The organism is Bradyrhizobium sp. SZCCHNR1051 (assembly GCF_032489615.1).
Taxonomy (GTDB): Bacteria; Pseudomonadota; Alphaproteobacteria; order Rhizobiales; family Xanthobacteraceae; genus Bradyrhizobium.
The window spans coordinates 22827-40800 of the sequence record NZ_JAUEYJ010000037.1 but is presented as its reverse complement, the minus strand read 5'-3'; the positions used below and the strand labels follow the sequence as shown (position 1 = coordinate 40800).

Below are 17974 nucleotides of genomic sequence, written 5' to 3'. Positions count from 1 at the left end.
CTCGACTCTACCCGTTCAAACCGTCGCGCAGGGAAGGCCGGATATTGGGCTGAACCTGTGGTTCTGCCGCGTGCTTTTCTGCTGCACGCGGACCGCGGGTATCAGCCGATACCCGGTCTTCCCTGCGCCTCTTCTTCAAGGGAGAGGTCGAACGAATGCAAAGCTCGGGCGCATGCGGCCGCGAGATCCCCGAGCCATGCCTGCTGTTTGAAACGTGGAGAAAGCTTTTGTCGTACGATGTCCCACGCCGCGTCATCTGCAAGTCCGTCTCAATCCCAGCTTCCGGATAAGCGAGCGACTATTTGCGTCGAGATGTGTCGTTCTGAAATAAACGATGCGCTGGTTTGCAATCTTTGAAGTTCCATTTCATTGACCGCATAGCGCCTCGCGCCGATATTCCCCATCATCATCGCTCAACCACGGATCGCCAGATGAGAACCCGAACCGCAGCCGATCGCCTGGTGCGCAAGCGCCTTGCCGGCCGCTGTTTCTCTGCGGCGACCGGGGCCTGTTGCTGATCGCCGCAGCCGACTTCAACGCCTTCACCCATCTGCAGATCAGACAGGAGCGCCGCACGCAGGCGGCGAACGATCAGTCATGTTCAAAGCCTATGTCATCGAGGTTCTCAACCGCACCGCCGGCATTGTCACGGCCGACGAGCGCGGCTTCAGCTTCTTCTCATCCGAACGCGCATTCGACAGCCTGGAGGGACAGCACTTTGCCTCCGCGCGCGAGGCCGAACGCGCGGCCCGTGCGCTCGTCGCGACCGGCGGAGGACGCCTGCGCCGCGCGGTCATCTGATCTCCCACATCGCAACTTTCGAGAAGGATAAGTCATGAGCTTCTACAGGGACTTCAACGACAAGCTGGCCATCCAGGCATGGAACAGCGCCCGGCGCGAGCCGTATCGCACGATTAAGGTGCGGCAGCTCAGTCCGACGGTCGGCGCCGAGATCGGCGGCGTCGATCTCACCAAGGATCTGCCGGACGAGCAGTTCGCGGAAATCCACCGCGCGCTCGATGAGAATCTTGCGATCGTGTTCCGCGATCAGGAGATCTCGAAAGACGACCACAAGCGCTTTGCGCGCCGCTTCGGCAAGTCGCTGCACCGGCACGAGCTGGCCGCGACCCGCTTCCGGCACGACGGGCCGTTCGATCCGGAATTCCTGTCGTGGAAGACCGATGCGAATTCGCGCTTCACCGCCGGTGACGGCTGGCATCCGGACGTGTCCTGCGATCCCAGCCCGATTGCGGTCTCGCTGCTTCGTGTGACCAAGACGCCGCCGCTCGGCGGCGACACGGCCTTCGCCAACATGTATCTGGCCCATGAATTCCTGTCGGATCCGATCAAGCAGCTGCTGGATGGCCTCACGGCCATCCATGATGGATCATTGGCCTGGACCGCCGGTTATGGCGCCAAGCCCGATCCCGGCAAGACCTATCCGCTATCCGAGCATCCGGTGGTCGTGACTCATCCGCGTACCGGCCGCAAGTTCCTGTACGTCAATGCGTCCTTTACCTCGCACATTGTGCAGCTAACCCGGCGCGAGAGCGATGCGCTGCTGCAGCTCCTGTTCCGTCACATCGAAGGCCAGCTTGCACTGCAGACGCGGGTGCAGTGGCGGCCGAACTCGCTGCTGGTTTGGGACAATTGGGCGAGCCAGCATCATGCGGTGTGGGACTACTATCCCGAAGAGCGCTGGGGCGAGCGTGTGTCGGTGGTGACCGGCGAGGTGCCGCGGGCGCGGCTTGGGCTCAGCGAGGCCGCGGAGTAGGGCGGTCGCGCTGCACAGGCGCGGGCCCGAACGGGCCTGCGCTCCCTGCGGTGTCAGTCCGGGCTGATATGAACCAAGAGAAGGCGGAAGATCGCCCCGTCGGCAAGCTCGTCGGCGCGGTCGCGATAGACGGCGGCCTCGTCGTCGGTTGCTCCGCGGAGCGCAAGCCGTTCGGCCTGGGCAGGACGCCTCAGCCGGCAGAAAGCGTCGATCGCGTGGAGCAATCGCGGTGACCGCACTAGGCTCTGCGCCATGTCGTGATCATTCGCGGCGAACACGAAGGCCGGGCGCCGGCCAAGATCGATGGCGAAGACCTGCGGAGGTGCGGCTGACATGCGGTGGCGTCGGATCGTGTCTGTTCGGCGCGGGGCGCGTTGGTGCTCTGATGCTGAGTGTAGAAGGACGCCGCATGCCGTCAATAAAATGGGTCGCGCGATTTTCAGGCTGATCGAGCAAGAATTGTTCTGCGCGGGCGGCGTGACCCGAATGCAAGGGACCCGATGGCGCCGAGTCTGGCTGCGGTGATGTCATGCCAGCCATGTCCTGGCGCAGGACGCGACACACAGAAGAAAACTTCGGTCTAGCACTGTGTTCGACGAGAAATTCCTTGCTACGCCGGGCCGCAGCGAAAGCAGGAGCGTTGCTATTTCGGGCGCCGGCTTGTTCTGACCGCCGGCGCCGATCAAGCTACATGCAATCGCATGAAACTGCCCGGAGACATCCATGAGCCTGGTCGAGAGAAAGATCAAAGCGTTGCCCTTCGTTCTCGCCGAGCTGAACTATCTGGCGCCCACCGCGGGCAAGCCGCGCACCTATGCGTTCGACCCGCCGCCAGGCGAGCCGAAATCGACCGCGCTGCCGGAGCCCCGTCAGGTGCCGGTGTTCAACGGCCGCCCGATCGCGCAATCATTCTCGCTCGACCGTGAGGGCTTTGCGCTGGTGCGACACCCCACATTCGTGCGTGACTTCACCAACGAGAAGGAAATCCGTAGCATCTATTATCCGGCGGCGGAGGCCTTCATTCGTGCGACCTTGCGCGCCGATCGCGTCGTGATCTTCGACCACACCCTGCGCAAGCGTGTGGCCGGTGCTCCCGACGTCCGTGACGGCGGGCCGCGCCAGCCGGCGACGCGCGTGCATGTGGACCAGACCGCGACGTCGGGTGCCAACCGGGTGCGTGAGCATCTCGGCGCCGAAGCGGAGGACCTGCTGCGCGGGCGGGTTCAGGTGATCAACCTGTGGCGGCCAATCATCGGGCCGTTGCGCGACACGCCGCTGGCGATGTGCGACGGGACCACGATCGCGCCGGATGATCTGGTCGCGTCCGACCTGATCTATCCCAACCGCAACGGCGAGATCTACTCCGTCACGTACAATCCCGCCCATCGCTGGTTCTATTTCCCGGACATGACACCCGACGAGGCGCTGCTGCTGAAGTGCTACGATTCGGCGACCGACGGGCGCACGCGGTTCGGACCGCATACCGCGTTCGTCGACCCGACGACGCCGGCCGATGCGCCACCGCGCGAGAGCATCGAATTGCGGATGCTGGTGTTCCACTGCGATTGAACGTGAGCAGGAGGATGACGTTTCACGGACGGTGACGCCGTGAGAAGCTTCGTCCAACATGGGGGCATTTTCTGAAATTGCCTCTGGACTGATCGCAGGCGATGGTGAGCGCAATTCGAGTGCGCTGCAGCATCTGAAGCCAAGGTCAGTCCAAGGTCAGTCCATGAATGCCCACCCAACCCTGGGGATCGCCGAGCCGGTCGTGCCGACCTGTCTCGTCCCTTCGTCTCTCGTCGCCGAGCCGATGGTTCGCTTCGAGGGACTGTCGAAGATCTATCCCGCCTATCGCGACAAGCCGGATGTCGAGGCGCTCAAGGACATCGACTTCGCGATCGCGCGGGGCTCCATCACCGGCGTGATCGGACGGTCCGGCGCCGGCAAGTCGAGCCTCGTCAGGCTGATCAACGGGCTGGAGAAGCCGACGGCGGGACGGGTGGTCGTCGATGGACGCGACATCTCGGCTCTGCGCGGCCAGGCGCTCCGGCTGGCGCAGCGTTCGATCGGCATGATCTTCCAGCACTTCAACCTGCTGTCGTCGCGCACGGCCTCCGACAACATCGCACTCCCGCTCGAGATCGCCGGCTGGTCGAAGGCCGACATCAGGACGCGGGTCGCCGAGCTGCTGGAGCTGGTCGACATCGCCGACAAGCATGATCGCTACCCGGCGGAGTTGTCCGGCGGTCAGAAGCAGCGCATCGGCATTGCGCGCGCGCTGGCGACGCGGCCGAACGTGCTGCTGTCGGATGAGGCGACGTCGGCGCTCGATCCGCAGACCACGCGCGCGATCCTCGACCTGCTCGCCAACATCAATCGCGAGCTCGGCGTCACCATCATCCTGATCACCCACGAGATGTCCGTGGTCCGTCAGCTTGCGAAGGAGGTCGTCGTGATCGATGGCGGCCGCGTCGTCGAGCGCGGCCATGTCGCCGACATCTTCACCCATCCGAAGCATCCGACCACGCAGACGTTCCTGGCCGAGGTGCTCGGCGACGCCGTGCCGGTGTCGCTGGCGAGCCGGCTCGTGCAGGAGCCTGTGCCGATCGGACAGACGGTGCTCCGCGTCCAGGTGCGCGGCTCGGATGCCGGCGACACGCTGGTGGCGCGGCTGGCACGCGAGCTGTCGATCGACGTCGCGCTGCTATCGGCGCGGATCGACGAGATCGGCGGCCAGCATGTCGGCTCGCTGATCCTGGGCATTCCCGGCGGCGAGGCGGCGGCGCGGCAGACGCTGGCCTATCTCTCACAGCATCGCTTCGCAGCGGAGCGTCTCGGCTATGTCTCCTGAGCTCATCAACCTGATCATCCAGGCCACCGGCGAGAGCCTGTTCATGGTCTCGACCGCGGCGTTGGTCGCGACCTCGCTCGGGTTGCCGCTCGGCGTCTTCCTTGCGACGAGCCGCGCGGGGGAGTTGTTCGCAGCGCCCGCGGCCAACGCGATCCTTGGCGTCGTCGTCAACGCCACGCGCTCGACGCCCTTCATCATCCTGGTCGTCGCCATCATCCCGTTCACGCGCCTCGTCGCCGGCACGTCGATCGGCTCGGGGGCTGCGATCGTGCCGCTGACGGTGGCGGCGACGCCGTTCATCGCGCGGCTGGTCGAGGCGGCGATCCGCGAGGTCGATGGCGGCCTGATCGAGACCGCGTCCTCGTTCGGCGCGACGCCGCTGCAGATCGTGTTCAAGGTGCTGATCCCGGAAGCCCTGCCGGGCCTCGTGCTGGCGCTGACGCTCGCTGTGGTCAGCCTGCTCGGCTATTCCGCGATGGTCGGCGCGGTCGGCGGCGGCGGTCTCGGCGACCTCGGCATTCGCTACGGCTATCAGCGCTTCATGCCGGAGATGATGCTGGCCGTGGTCGTCGTCCTGATCGCGCTGGTGCAGACGGTGCAGACCGTCGGTGATCATCTCGCGCGCAGGCTCAATCGGCGGCTGCGGCAGCGCTGAGCAGAGATTGCGCTGCGACGGCGCGACGGCGCGGCGGAGACGTTTTCGGTCGACGTGAGATACGAGGGCTCGCCGGCATTTCCGGTGAGCCCTGATCTTTGAAAAGATCGTCTCGCGCCGTTCGTTCTACCATCAGCCTAACGAGTTGACCGCGCGATGGACGCGCGCGCTCGAGGCAAGAGGTGAACGGCCATGAATACGCTCGTCGAGAAACCCAGGAAGTTTGCGCTCGTCGAGCGCCAGCCCGCCGCCACGTTCGCGGAGGAGCGGCTGCATCGCAAGCAGCGCCTCGCGGCGACCTTCCGCCTGTTTGCCCGCTACGGTTTCGATCAGGGCCTGGCGGGCCACGTCACCGTGCGCGATCCGGAATTCCACGACCGGTTCTGGATCAATCCGCTGTCGGCGCATTTCAGCCAGATCAAGGTGTCCGACCTGCAGCTCGTCGATCACGATGGCAACATCCTGATCGGCGACAGGCCGATCAACCAGGCCGGCTTCGTCATTCACTCCGCGATCCATGCGGCGCATCCGCATGTGATCGCCGCCGCGCATACGCATTCGACCTATGGCAAGGCGTGGTCCGCGCTCGGCCGACTGCTCGATCCCCTGACGCAGGATTCTTGCGCCTTCTACGGGGATCACGTGCTGTTCGACCCGTTCACCGGCGTCGTGCTCGATGCCGATGAGGGCAGAAAGATCGCCCAGGCGTTGGGGACGAAGAAGGCCGCGATCCTGCAAAATCACGGGTTGCTGACTGTCGGCCCGACCATCGAGGCTGTAGCGTGGTGGTACATCGCGATGGACAATGCCGCGCGCACGCAATTGTTGGCCGAGGCCGCCGGTCCCACCAAGCCGATCCCGCACGAGATCGCCGAGCTGACGGCGGGGCAGGTCGGCACCCACAAGGGTGGCTATTTCAGCTTCCAGCCGCTGTGGGACTGGATCACGGCGCAGGAGCCGGATCTGTTCAACTGAAGGACATCAGTAGCCCGCATGAGCGCCAGCGACATTCGGGCTCTCCCCCTGGCTCGCAGGGCGGCAGCATTTGACCATCGCAGTTTTGTGCTCGTATCTCTCCACGTGGTCATGGCCGGGCCCGTCCCGGCCATCCACGTCGTTCGGCATGCTGGAGACGACGTGGATGCCCGGGACAAGCCCGGGCATGACGGAGTGAACTAACGAGCAGGATTGTTAGTCGCGACAGCCCCTTATATGCGATTGCCCCGCCACGGCTCGTGTGACCCCGGACGTCGCTGCGCTCATCCGGGCTAGAGGTTGAGAGAATAGATCGATCGTGAAGGCTTGAGAAGAAAGAAAATTTGCACGCGATGATCACTTTTGAGAGCGCGTCCATTGCTTTGTTCGCACCTGCGATTGCGGCCCGGCTGTTGCGGCGCTAGTGAGCAACGAAACTTGGTTGTTTCGTTGGAGACTTGAATGCGCCTTCCCATTGTCGCCATTGCCGCCCTTGTGTCGTTGATCCTTCCCGCACAAGCGGAAGCCATCCGCGTCGGCGTGACCGCCGGGCCGCATGCCGAAATCATCGACGTCGTGAAGAAGGTCGCTGCCGAGCGCGGGCTCGACATCAAGGTCGTCGAGTTCACCGACTACGTGATTCCAAACCAGGCGCTGGCGTTGAAGGATCTCGAGGCGAACTCGTTCCAGCACGAGCCCTATCTGAAGAACCAGATCTCCAAGACCGGATGGAAGATCGTCAAGGTCGCGACCACCATCGCCTCGCCGCAGGGCGTGTATTCGCAGAAATACAAGACGCTGGCCGAGCTTCCGGAAGGCGCCAAGGTCGCGATCGCCAATGATCCGTCGAACGGCGCGCGCGGGTTGATGATCCTTGCGCTGCACGGTGTCATCAAGCTGAAGGATCCGAGCAATGTCGCCTCGACAGTGGTCGACATCACCGACAATCCGAAGAAGCTGAAATTCGTCGAGCTCGACGCGGCGCAGCTGCCGCGCGCGCTGGCCGATGTCGATCTCGTCTCGATCAACAACAACTACGCCGTCCAGGCCGGGCTCAATCCCGCCAAAGATGCGATCGCGCGCGAGAATGCCGAGGGGCCCTGGGTCAACATCCTCGCGGTGCGCGAGGAGGACAAGGACAAGCCCTGGGTCAAGCAGCTGATCGAGGCCTACCACTCCGAGCCGGTCAAGGCGTTCCTGGAGACGCGCTTCAAGGGCACCTACATCGCGACCTGGTGATCGGCAACCGCCGCCAACGCCGGCGCATCGCGCGGCGACCCGACGATCGGGCGGGCCTGCAATAGCCGGTCCGCCAGATCGGCGCACTGGCTTCGGATGTCCGGGATCGCGATGATCTCCCAGAAGGCGGCGCGAGTCAGCGGGCCGATCGCGAACAGGCGCTGTGACGGCGTGCCATCGGCACCGACGATGGCGCAATCCGCCGTGACCTCGATGCCGATCCGCAGCGGATCGCAACGCGCCAGCCCCTGATCGAACAGGCTGCGGACCGCAGGATTGGCGGTGGCGCGGGGGTCCCTGACGATCCCCGTGCAGTCGATCACGGCACCGACCTCGAGCGTCTCGATCTCGCTGCGGCCACGCCGGCGATAATGCGCGCGGGCGCCTTGCGTCCCACCGTCGATCTTGACGAGCTTGGCGGCGGCGACCCGAAGCTGGCCGTCCGCGATCGCCTGCGCGATGCGCTTCTCCACCTCGGGCGCCATGCGGTGCCGATGCACATCCCACCATGCCCGCGCATGCTCCAGGAAGCTGCGCTTGGACGCCAGCGGCAAGTCCTGCCACAGCCGATGGCTGAACGGCCTGACGGCGTCGATGACGCCGCGCCAGTCGCCACCCTCGGCGATGTGGGCGGCGATCCGCTGCCGGAACCAGCGCAGCAGAACGCTGCCGCGCGCACCGAACGGAACCTCATCCTCGCTGATCTTGCAGGGAGTGATACGCCGATGTCCCTTGGCCATCAGGCCGCGGCGCGAGATCGCGAGGATCGGGCCGCGATGGCCCTCGCGCAGCAGCGACAGCACGTAGTCCGCCATAGTCAGGCCGGCGCCGAGAATGAGCACCGCCGAATCGCGGCTGAAGCCGGGAATGGACGGCGAGATCCAGGGATCGGCATGCCAGGCCGAGCGCGGGATGGCCGCGTCATGCCCGGTCGCGAACACCGCGACGTCGCCAACCTGCCGAGTCCCATCCGCCAAACTCACGGTCACGGTGTGAGCGCCCTCGCTCACCGCGATGCATTCGCCGCGGATGATGCTGAGACGCCGGGCGCCGTCCTCGGTCTCCAGGAACGGCGTGATCAGGCTGGCGATGTAGTCGCCATAAAGGCGGCGAGGCACGAAGCAGAACGGATCGGGACAAAGCCGCAGGCCATGCTCGTGCGTCGACAGCCAGCGCCAGAAATGGTCGGGATCATCGGGCAGCGCACTCATGTTGGCAGCGCGCACGTTGAGCAGGTGATCAGCATTGCCGGTGTGATAGGCCAGCCCGCGACCGACCTCCGAACGCCTCTCGATCAAGGTGACCCGGATAGCGGACTTCGGGCGTTGCAGCAGCTGATGGGCCAGAAGGACGCCGGATGCGCCGCCGCCGACGATGATCACGTGTCGTTCTGGAAAACGGCTCATGCAAAGATGCCTTTTCTCTCGCGCGCGGACGATGTGCTACGTTTGTAGTCTAGCACGTAAAACGTCGGCCGGATTCGGAAAGACGAATATTCTACTTGTTGGCGCGTTCCGACCGATGGTGTTCCAAGAACATACAGATTGCTGTCGCAAGTGTGTCGTCATGAGCGACGCTGCGATAGAAATATTATTTGCAGCCGGCTGGCGCGCCGGGCGGCGATGGAAGCCTGGAACACTCGACCGAAATCTTCGCCGATCATGGATCGCGGCGAGAACAGAGCGTTTGAAAATCGCGCAACTCTGAAATTGCCAGCGACGCCGCACTGGATGACCATGACGGCGCACGTGCGTCGTTTGCGCACGGCTGCGGAGTTCGGAACATGGTTGCGCAGGCCACGCCGGCAGAACGAACGGGAGCGCGCGCTTTGCGGATGACACATCCGGTGTCGCCGTGACTGCTTCAGGGCCAGATCCACTATCGCTCACCGCCGACGTGCTCGTCATCGGCGGCGGCATGGCCGGTGCCTGGGCTGCGGTCTCGGCCGCGCGCGCCGGTGCGCGGGTGATCCTCGTCGACAAGGGCTATTGCGGCACCAGCGGCGTCACGGCCGCGGCCGGCCCCGGTCACTGGTGGGTGCCGCCGCAGGCGCGCGAGCAGGCCGTCAGCCAACGCGTCATCGCAGGTCTCGGTCTCGGCGAAGCCGCGTGGATGCATGGGATCATCGCGGAGACTTGGCGGACATTGCCAACGCTCGCGAGCCACTACGCGTTCGGCATCGACGATGAAGGGCAGACCAACTATCGCGCGGTTCGCGGTCCCGAATACATGCGGGCGCTGCGTGCCTTTGCGCGTGATCACGGCGTCACGATCCTTGACCATTCGCCAATGCTGGAACTGCTGGCGCGCAGTGACGGCACGATCGGCGGTGCACGAGGCCTTCGCCGTCAGGATGGGGCGCGGCCTTACCAGATCGCCGCAGGTGCGACTGTGCTCGCTGCCGGCGGTACCAGCTTCCTGTCGCATCTCTTGGGATCGCGCACCAATACCGGCGATGGCTATCTGCTGGCGGCGGAAGCCGGCGCCGACCTCTCTGGGATGGAATTCACCGCGGCCTACACGATCGCGCCGGCGCATTCGACGATGACGCGCAGCATGGCCTATGCGTTCGCGACTTATTACGACGCCGACGGGCGCGAACTCGATCTGCCGTTCGGGCCGCAGCAGACGATCGGGTTGGCCAAGGCTATGCTTGCTGGACCGGTGTTCTGCTCGCTCCATCTTCTGCCCGACGACATCAAGGCCCGCCTGCATACGATCTCGCCGAATGTGCCGCTGGTGTTCGATCGCTGGGGCGTCGATCCCTGGCGCGATCGCTTCGAGGTCACGCTGCACAATGACGGTACCATCCGTGGTCTCGGCGGCGTCAGGGTCGACGATCTCGACGGGCGTACTGCCGTGCCGGGGCTGTTCGTCGCCGGCGACAACGCCTCGCGCGAGAAGGTTGCCGGTGCGATCTCCGGCGGCGGCAGCATCAATTCGGCCTGGGCGCTGTCGTCGGGCGTCCGTGCCGGGCAGGCCGCCGCGCGACTGGCGCGCAGCATCGGGTCGAAAGCCTCGTCCTTGATTCCGCTCGGACAGGCCGGCCTGCGGCCGAGGGTGCGGAGCAGGGCGCTCGATCTCGACGCGATCAGGGCCGGCGTCCGCGCCGAGATGCATCCATTCGACAAGAACCTGTTCCGCAAGGAGTCGATGCTCGCCGCATCGCAGCGCTCGCTCGACGGGCTCTGGCGCGAGATCGCCGACCATGCGGGCGGCGATCCGCTGCGGTCGCGCGAGACGGCGGCGCTGGTCGCAACGGCGCGCTGGTCGATCGGGACCGCGCGCCAGCGCACCGAGAGCCGGGGGCTGCATCGCAGGATCGATCATCCCGGTCTCGACCCGGACCTCGCAGTGCGCCTCGTGAGCCGCGGCCTCGATCGCGTCGACATCGCAGCCAACACGCGCCGTGTGCCGGCAGCTCCAATCGCCCTGGAAGCCGCGTCATGATCGAGCTCATCGTTGCCGATCGCTGCACGGACTGTGGCGCCTGCGTCGAGGTGTGCCCGACCAACGTGCTCGACCGCGCGTCGTCGGGGCCGCCGCTGCTGGCGCGGGTCGCGGATTGCCAGACCTGCTTCATGTGCGAGCTGTATTGCCGCGCGGATGCGATCTACGTCGCGCCCGATTGCGACCGCCGCGTCACGATCACGCCGGACGAGGCGGTGGCCTCGGGACGCCTCGGTCAATATCGCAAGAATTCCGGCTGGGACGAATGGGCCCGGCAATTTCCTAACGAGCAATGGCTGATGGAAACGGTGTTTCGCCGCGCCGGCGAAACCGTGCGTGCAGCCGCCGCAGACGACAGGAGGACGGCATGACCATCATCACCCACCGGCCAGGAGCCCTTGTCGGCCTCGACGGCTTTCCGGGACCGGCCGAGCGGCCGGACAGCCCGTTGTCGCAAGCGCTGCAGCAGCCGCTGCTGCTCGGCCTGTTCCTGCCGATCCAGGCCGGCGGCTGGAGCGCGTCGACCTTGCTGCGGACGACGTCCTGGCATTTCGACTACAACCGCGACCTGGTGCTGGCTGCGGAGAATCTCGGCTTCGACCTGGTGTTCGCGCTGTCGCAATGGCTGCCCAAGGGCGGCTATGGCGGCGTGTTCACCGGCGAGGCGCTCGACTCGTTCATGACCACGGCGGCGCTGACCAGTCTGACCCGGCGCATCATCCTGGTCTCGACCATCCACGTGCTCTACGGTCCCTTGCATCCGCTGCATCTCGCCAAATATGGCGCCACGCTCGATCACATCTCCAACGGGCGCTGGGGCATCAATGTCGTGACCGGCCATCGCGCCGCCGAACACGAGGCGTTCGGCTGGAGCCGGATCGATCACGACCGCCGCTACGAGCTTGCCGCCGAGTTTCTTGAAGTGCTGCAGCGGCTGTGGGGCGACACTGAGAACTACTCATTCTCCGGCCAGTCGTCCTGGAAGCTCAACGGCGCCTTCGTGACGCCGAAGCCGCGCTACGGCCGGCCGGTGCTGGTCAACGCCACCGGCTCGGACGCCGGCATCGCCTTCGCCGCGCGCTATTCCGACATCGTCTTCATCACCAGCCCGACAGGCTCGAGCTTCGAGAGCGCCATTCCTGCGCTGCCGGCGCATACGGCGAGGGTCAAGCAGGCGGCGCGCGATCTCGGCCGCGAGGTGCGGACGCTGCTCAATCCGATGGTGATCTGCCGCGAGACCGAGCGCGAGACCTGGACCTATCACGATGCCATCGTCGCCCATGCCGATCCGGTCGGCGACTTCCACCGGCTCGACAGCGACGCTCATGCCTGGCGCGGCCGTGTCGGCGTCGATGCGCCCAAGCGCCGGGCGATCGGCGGCAACATCGAGGTGATCGGCACCCCCGAGCAGGTGGTCGAGCAGTTCGTCCAGCTCAAGAAGGCCGGCGTCGATGGGCTGCAACTGTCGTTCTACGATTTCAAGCCCGACCTCGACTTCTTCGGCCGCCGCGTGCTGCCGCTGATGGAGCAGGCGGGCTTGCGTAAACCCGTGATTGAGACAGTGGCTCATCCTGCTGCTGCGGAGGCCGCCGAGTAGCCGTGAGCGCCGACCGACGCGGGCGATATGGGGATTGCCGTCGTCCGCGAGGTCGGCTTTGCTGCGGATCGAAGTGCGAGCTGGACGAGATGGCTGCCGGCGCGAAAAGCGCACGGCATGACGTGAGGGACTGGAATGACGATTGTTGAAACGAGGACATCGCGCGCGGCGGAAGACGACGTCACGGCGGCGCTGCGCAAGCGTTATGGCGCGCATATCCCTGCGGTCGCCGCCGGCGCCGAGGACATCCTCGGCCAGTTGCTGGCGCATCGCTCGATCCGCAGCTATCGGCCTGATCCGGTGCCGCCGCACACGGTGGAGACGCTGGTGGCCGCCGCGCAGTCGGCCGCGTCGTCCTCTAACCTGCAGACCTGGAGCGTCGTCGCGGTCGAGGATCCCGCGCGCAAGCAGCGGCTGTCGGAGTTCGCCGGCAACCAGAAGCACATCCGCGAGGCGCCGTTGTTCCTGGTCTGGCTTGCCGACCTGTCGCGGGCCGAACGGCTGGCACGGCGCGAAGGGCGCTCCGACGACGGCATCCATTTCCTGGAAACGCTGTTCGTTGCGGTCATCGATGCCGCGCTCGCAGCCCAGAACGCCGTGGTGGCGCTGGAGGCGCTCGGGCTCGGCTCGGTCTATATCGGCGCGATCCGCAACCGCCCGCAGGCGGTGGCCGAGGAGCTCGGCCTGCCGCCGAACGTGCTTGCCGTGTTCGGCCTCTGCGTCGGCTATGCCGATCGGGCCGCCGGCGAGGACGTCAAGCCGCGGCTGCGCCAGAGCGTGATCCTGCATCGCGAGCGCTATGCGCCGACGGACGAGATCCACGGCATCGCCGCCTATGACGAGACGCTGCGCGACTTCCAGACCAGCCAGGGCATCGCTGCAGTCGGCTGGCGAGAAGCCGTGCTGAACCGACTGGGCTCGGCGAAGGCGCTCAACGGCCGCGACAAGCTGACCGAGGCGCTGCGCGCGCTCGGCTTCGGATTGAAGTAGAGCTGGCGTCGACCGAGATCAGCGGCGGCCCGTGACGAGCGCGGGCCGCCGCCGTTGGTCACTTCATGTAATCGGGCAGCGTGAAGCCGTCATAGAAGCGATCGGCGAGGATCGCGGCCTTGAAGCCTGGCGACTTGTAGCCCGCTACGATGTCCTTCGCCCAGGCGGTGTCGGCGTTGTCGCGCTTGACCGCGACCACGTTGATGTAGGGCGTCGTCATCTTTTCCAGCGCGAAGGCGTTGGTCAGCTTCAGGCCGCTGAAGATCGCGAAATTGCCCTGGACGGCGGCGAAGTCGACGTCGTCGAGCGCGCGCGGCGCCTGCGCGGCCTCCAGCGGGACGATCTTGATGCCGCCGGGATTCTTGATGACGTCGAGCTCGGTGACGTCGACCGGCTTGGAGTCGCGGATCTCGATCAGGCCGAGATCGCGCAGGATCCACAGCGCGCGCTGCAGGTTGACCGGATCGTTCGGCACCGCGATCTTGGCGCCGGCGCCGATCTTGGTGCCGAGCGGGTGCTTCTTGGAGTAGATCCCCATCGGCGGCGTCGGCACGTGCACGATGCCGGTGAGATCGGTCTTCTGCCGCTCATTGTAGGAGTTCAGGAACACCGTGTGCTGCATGACATTGGCGTCGATCTCGCTCTTGAACACGGCAGCGTTGGCCTCAAGCCCGGTCGAGAACTCGACATAGCGGATCTGATAGCCCTTCTTTGCAAGCTCGGGCGCCACGCCGATCTTGAATTCGTCGATATAGGGGCCGGGCACGAAGCCGACCTTGAGCTCCTTCTTCTCGGCCGACTGCGCCGACGCGCTGGTGACGGTGAACAGGGAGAGCGTCGAGGCGGCGAGCAGGCGGAGGACTTGCGATCGTGTCAATGCAGGCATGGGACTTCCAAAGCTTCGACAAACGAAGAGCGGCGCGGATGCCTTGCAAGGCGTCCGCGCCGCTCGGGAACGGATCTCAGGCAATCGCCTGGACCTGGTGACTGAAGGCGCTGTCTGGACGGTCGAGCCCGTAGTGCTCGCGCAGGGTCTTGCCGGTGTAGTCCTCGCGGAACAGGCCGCGCTTGCGCAGGATCGGCACGACGTGCTCGGCGAACAGGTCGAAGCCGCCGGGCAGCCAGGGCGGCATCACGTTGAAGCCGTCGGCGGCGCCGTTCTCGAACCAGGTCTGGATGTTGTCGGCGATCTTTTCCGGCGTGCCGGCGATCACCCAATGGCCGCGTGCGCCGGCGAGGCGCTGGATCAGCTGCCGGATCGTCGGCTTCTCGCGATCGACGATGTCGACCACGAGCTTGAAGCGGCTGGCGACGCCGCGCGCGCCGTCGGTCTCGATCAGGTGTCGCGGGAACGGGCCGTCGAGATCGAAGCCCTGGAGGTCGAGGCCCAGCATCTGGCGCAGCTGCACCAACGAATACTCCGGCTGGATCAGGTCGTTGAATTCCTCCTGCAGGCGGTCGGCTTCGGCCTGCGTCGAGCCGACGAACGGGCTGATGCCGGGCAGGATCTTGACGTGATCCGGATTGCGATCGAGCGCGCGCGCCTGGCGCTTGATATCGGTATAGAACTCCTGCGCGCTCGCCAGCGTCTGGTGCGCGGTGAAGATGGCTTCCGCAAAGCGCGCCGCGAAGGCGCGGCCGTCCTCCGACGAGCCGGCCTGGACGTAGACCGGCCGTCCCTGCGGCGAACGCGGCACGTTCAGCGGACCGCGCACGCGAAAATACTTGCCGACATGGTTCAGCGCATGGACCTTGTCGGTGTCGGCGAAGATGCCGGAGGCGGGATCGTTGACGACCGCGTCGTCCTCCCAGCTGTCCCACAGCGCGGTCACGACATCGAGGAATTCCTTGGCGCGCTCGTAGCGTTCATGATGCGGCGGATGCTCCGGCAGGCCGAAGTTCTGCGCCGCCTGTGGCGCGCTTGTGGTGACGATGTTCCAGCCGGCGCGGCCGCCGCTGAGATGATCGAGCGAGGCGTACAGGCGCGCCAGATTGTACGGCTCGTGATAGGTGGTCGAAGCCGTGCCGATCAGACCGATGTGGCTGGTCGCGGCGGCGAGCGCCGACAGCCAGGTGATCGGCTCGAAGCGGAAGCGCTGCGCGTAGCGGACGTTGTCGGCCAGCGCCGGACCGTCAGCGAAGAAGATCGCATCGAACTTGTAGTGCTCCGCGGTCCGCGCCAGCTGCTGGTAATAGGTGATGTCGAGCGCGCGGCTGGCCGACGATCCCTTGTAGCGCCAGGCCGCCTCGTGATGGCCGCCGGGATAGATGAAGAGGTTGAGGTTCAGTTGGCGACGCTGGCTCATGGGGCGCTCGTGTTATGGCGGTCTTGAGGAGGAGGCGGAGCGGTGATCGGCTGATGCCGGCTAGTGCGGATCGCGGGCGGATGCGTAGCTCAGGGCGTGAGGCCATCGCAGGCGCCGGGCTGCGTGACGGGCCAGCCGGCTGATGCCGGCGCGGAGGTCGGGACCTGCTTTGTGGCCCTCCGGGCAGCGCTTGCCGGAATGGTCCTGGATGCCGCCGGGCGGCTCACCGGTATCGGCAAGCCCGGGCGTATTCTGCTGAAGACTGATCACGGCGAGAGGGTCGAACATCGCAGCTTCCGTTGAAACGCTGCAGCCATCGGAGCGACTGGCGCCGGCTGCGGGAGATCAAAATCTAGTGGCCCTGTCCCGATGCTGTCGATGAAATGGATTTGTATTGTTGACCGGGGCACGAGCATGAATACGTCGTCCTCATCAGGAACGGGGGAGCGACATTTCGAGCGGTTGCCTTCCTGCGCAGCGGATCGTCGATCGACCCGTGTGCTCGGTCGCGGCGACTGTCGCCGTCACCGCGAAGTGAGTCGATCATGACTTCTGCAGCGCAGGTCCACCGACCTTGTTGCGCAGGGAGGCCTGGGTCACGACGCTGTTGGCGGGCACGTCGTGGGTCAGCCAGACGTTGCCGCCGATCGTCGAGCCCCGTCCGATCGTGATGCGGCCGAGGATCGTGGCGCCGGCATAGATGACGACGTCGTCCTCGACGATCGGATGGCGGGCGTCACCCTTGATCAGCGTGCCGTCCTCCTCGGTCGGGAAGTGGCGCGCGCCGAGCGTCACGGCCTGGTAGATCCGGACGTGGTCGCCGATCACGGCGGTCTCGCCGATCACCACTCCGGTGCCGTGATCGATGAAGAAACCGGAGCCGATCTGGGCGCCCGGATGAATGTCGATGCCGGTGCTGTTATGGGCGATCTCGGCGATCAGCCGGGACACGAGACGCGCGCCGAGGCCATAGAGCAGATGCGCGAGGCGGTGATGGATGATCGCGGTCATTCCGGGGTAGCCGATCAGGATCTCCGGGAAGCTCTTGGCGGCGGGGTCACCGACGAAGGCGGCGCGCAGATCGCTGATCAGGACACCGCGCAGGGGTGGCAGCCCAGCCGCGAAGCGGCGGGTCAGCTCCACAGCCTCGGGCTGGCGGAAGCCCGGGATCAGCTCATCGCCGACGAACAAAGCGGAGCGGTGGATCTGGTCCGACAGCAGATCGAGCCCGATGCTGAGCCGGTGGCCGACGAAATAGTCGATGTTCTCGCCGTCGAGATCGTATTGGCCATAGTGGCGCGGGAACATCGCTTCGGTGAGCGCGGAGACGATCTGCGCCAGCTTGTCGCGCGATGGCGGCCGGTGGATGACGCCGTCCTTGCGGATGCTGTGCGTCTCCTCGCGTGACACGCGCAGCTCCGCAACGAGCCGGTCGAGACCCCAGCGTTCGCCTGCAGAGGTGGCGTTGTCCGGACCCGATCCCGTGGTGGGGCGAGAGCTCATGCCGTTTCCTCCGTGCGCATGCGCGTCATCACCGGACATGGGTCAAGGGCACGCTGACCTCGGCGAGCAGGTCGAGATCCGCATTGCGGTCGACCTCGACATACTGGTCGTTCCAATACAGCAGGCTCGACAATTTGGGCGCAAGCTCGACGCTGTCGGGGCGACCGACGATGATCGCATGCGCGTAGCGCTCGATGATCTCGTCGACCTCGCACGCGATCGCTGCCTGGGCGTGCTGCAGCAGCGGGACGCCGGCCGGGCCGCGCGACCAGTCGATGCCCTCGAACTTCTGCTGTCCCGACAGATGCGGCGTGCTGAAGCGATCAGCGAGCGCGAGCTGGTCCGAGCTGAGGATGTTGATGCCGAACCAGCCGTCGCGAGCGATCAGCGGGAACGCTGACGACCGGCTGCCGAGACTGATCATGAGCCGCGGCGGCTCTGATGACAGCGAGATCAGCGAGGCGATCGTCACCCCGGTGATCTCCTCGCCGCGGCCCGCGGTCACGACGCTGACGCCGGCCGCGACACGGCGCAGGGCCGAGTGGAAGTGCTGGGGATCGAACGCGGTCTCAGATACGAGATGAAGGTCACGCTTGCTCATCCGTCGCCTCCTTCGGGCACGAGCCGTATT

General features: G+C 65.7%; 18 protein-coding genes. 11 read left to right on the top strand and 7 right to left on the bottom strand.

The genetic code is table 11. From position 1 onward, the window contains the following. Positions 1–597 precede the first annotated feature (597 nt). Together QW868_RS32095 and QW868_RS32090 are read left to right on the top strand one after the other, a co-directional pair. Complete coding sequence (locus tag QW868_RS32095) at positions 598–801, top strand: hypothetical protein (RefSeq protein ID WP_316232431.1); 204 nt, start codon at positions 598–600, stop codon at positions 799–801. Positions 802–835: 34 nt separating this feature from the next. Next, the gene (locus QW868_RS32090) at positions 836–1774 is read left to right on the top strand and encodes a TauD/TfdA family dioxygenase (protein ID WP_316232430.1); all 939 of its coding nucleotides are present in this window, start codon (positions 836–838) and stop codon (positions 1772–1774) included. Positions 1775–1827: 53 nt separating this feature from the next. Here QW868_RS32090 and QW868_RS32085 read toward each other — a convergent pair whose 3' ends face one another. Then, positions 1828–2109 (bottom strand): hypothetical protein, encoded by a 282-nt coding sequence (locus QW868_RS32085; protein WP_316232429.1) that lies wholly within the window; start codon positions 2107–2109, stop codon positions 1828–1830. Between the two features lie 388 nt (positions 2110–2497). On the opposite strand from QW868_RS32085, the gene QW868_RS32080 reads away from it, so the two are divergent. The 5 genes from QW868_RS32080 to QW868_RS32060 all read left to right on the top strand — a co-directional run bounded on the left by QW868_RS32080 (position 2498) and on the right by QW868_RS32060 (position 7497). Beyond that, positions 2498–3343, top strand: coding sequence for a CmcJ/NvfI family oxidoreductase (locus QW868_RS32080; protein WP_316232428.1), 846 nt, complete (start codon positions 2498–2500; stop codon positions 3341–3343). Between the two features lie 163 nt (positions 3344–3506). Beyond that, on the top strand, positions 3507–4628 hold the full coding sequence (locus QW868_RS32075; protein WP_316232427.1) for a methionine ABC transporter ATP-binding protein: 1122 nt from the start codon (positions 3507–3509) through the stop codon (positions 4626–4628). Continuing rightward, positions 4618–5283: a methionine ABC transporter permease gene (locus QW868_RS32070; RefSeq protein WP_315739241.1), complete on the top strand. Its 666-nt coding sequence runs from the start codon at positions 4618–4620 to the stop codon at positions 5281–5283. Before QW868_RS32075 ends, QW868_RS32070 begins: the two co-directional genes overlap by 11 nt. Positions 5284–5475: 192 nt before the next feature. Continuing rightward, positions 5476–6258, top strand: coding sequence for a class II aldolase/adducin family protein (locus tag QW868_RS32065; RefSeq protein ID WP_315813809.1), 783 nt, complete (start codon positions 5476–5478; stop codon positions 6256–6258). Between the two features lie 462 nt (positions 6259–6720). Next, entirely contained in the window at positions 6721–7497 is a 777-nt protein-coding gene (locus QW868_RS32060; protein WP_315739244.1) for a MetQ/NlpA family ABC transporter substrate-binding protein, read from the top strand. Here the strand turns inward: QW868_RS32060 and QW868_RS32055 are convergent. Continuing rightward, positions 7479–8903 (bottom strand): FAD/NAD(P)-binding protein, encoded by a 1425-nt coding sequence (locus tag QW868_RS32055; RefSeq protein WP_316159987.1) that lies wholly within the window; start codon positions 8901–8903, stop codon positions 7479–7481. The genes QW868_RS32060 and QW868_RS32055 overlap by 19 nt on opposite strands. Before the next feature lie 448 nt (positions 8904–9351). Here QW868_RS32055 and QW868_RS32050 point away from each other — a divergent pair, with 448 nt between their 5' ends. The 4 genes from QW868_RS32050 to QW868_RS32035 all read left to right on the top strand — a co-directional run bounded on the left by QW868_RS32050 (position 9352) and on the right by QW868_RS32035 (position 13534). Further along, on the top strand, positions 9352–10947 hold the full coding sequence (locus QW868_RS32050) for an FAD-binding protein (RefSeq protein ID WP_316232426.1): 1596 nt from the start codon (positions 9352–9354) through the stop codon (positions 10945–10947). Beyond that, positions 10944–11318 carry a ferredoxin family protein gene (locus tag QW868_RS32045; protein ID WP_315813812.1) on the top strand — a complete coding sequence of 125 codons (375 nt, stop codon included), beginning with the start codon at positions 10944–10946 and terminating at the stop codon, positions 11316–11318. Before QW868_RS32050 ends, QW868_RS32045 begins: the two co-directional genes overlap by 4 nt. Further along, the gene (locus tag QW868_RS32040; protein ID WP_315813813.1) at positions 11315–12544 is read left to right on the top strand and encodes an LLM class flavin-dependent oxidoreductase; all 1230 of its coding nucleotides are present in this window, start codon (positions 11315–11317) and stop codon (positions 12542–12544) included. The genes QW868_RS32045 and QW868_RS32040 overlap by 4 nt, the downstream gene beginning before the upstream one ends. Before the next feature lie 135 nt (positions 12545–12679). Continuing rightward, positions 12680–13534: an NADPH-dependent oxidoreductase gene (locus QW868_RS32035; RefSeq protein WP_315799077.1), complete on the top strand. Its 855-nt coding sequence runs from the start codon at positions 12680–12682 to the stop codon at positions 13532–13534. Positions 13535–13592: 58 nt separating this feature from the next. Here QW868_RS32035 and QW868_RS32030 read toward each other — a convergent pair whose 3' ends face one another. From QW868_RS32030 to QW868_RS32010, 5 genes are all read right to left on the bottom strand, one after another. Further along, positions 13593–14420, bottom strand: a complete 828-nt coding sequence (locus QW868_RS32030; protein WP_316232425.1) for a MetQ/NlpA family ABC transporter substrate-binding protein — start codon at positions 14418–14420, stop codon at positions 13593–13595. A 76-nt stretch (positions 14421–14496) separates the two neighbouring features. Further along, positions 14497–15840 (bottom strand): LLM class flavin-dependent oxidoreductase, encoded by a 1344-nt coding sequence (locus QW868_RS32025; RefSeq protein WP_316232424.1) that lies wholly within the window; start codon positions 15838–15840, stop codon positions 14497–14499. Between the two features lie 60 nt (positions 15841–15900). After that, positions 15901–16128 (bottom strand): hypothetical protein, encoded by a 228-nt coding sequence (locus tag QW868_RS32020; RefSeq protein ID WP_315813817.1) that lies wholly within the window; start codon positions 16126–16128, stop codon positions 15901–15903. 255 nt (positions 16129–16383) lie between these two features. Continuing rightward, entirely contained in the window at positions 16384–17343 is a 960-nt protein-coding gene (epsC, locus tag QW868_RS32015; protein WP_316232423.1) for a serine O-acetyltransferase EpsC, read from the bottom strand. 28 nt (positions 17344–17371) lie between these two features. After that, positions 17372–17944, bottom strand: coding sequence for a flavin reductase family protein (locus QW868_RS32010; protein WP_315739255.1), 573 nt, complete (start codon positions 17942–17944; stop codon positions 17372–17374). Positions 17945–17974: the final 30 nt, after the last annotated feature.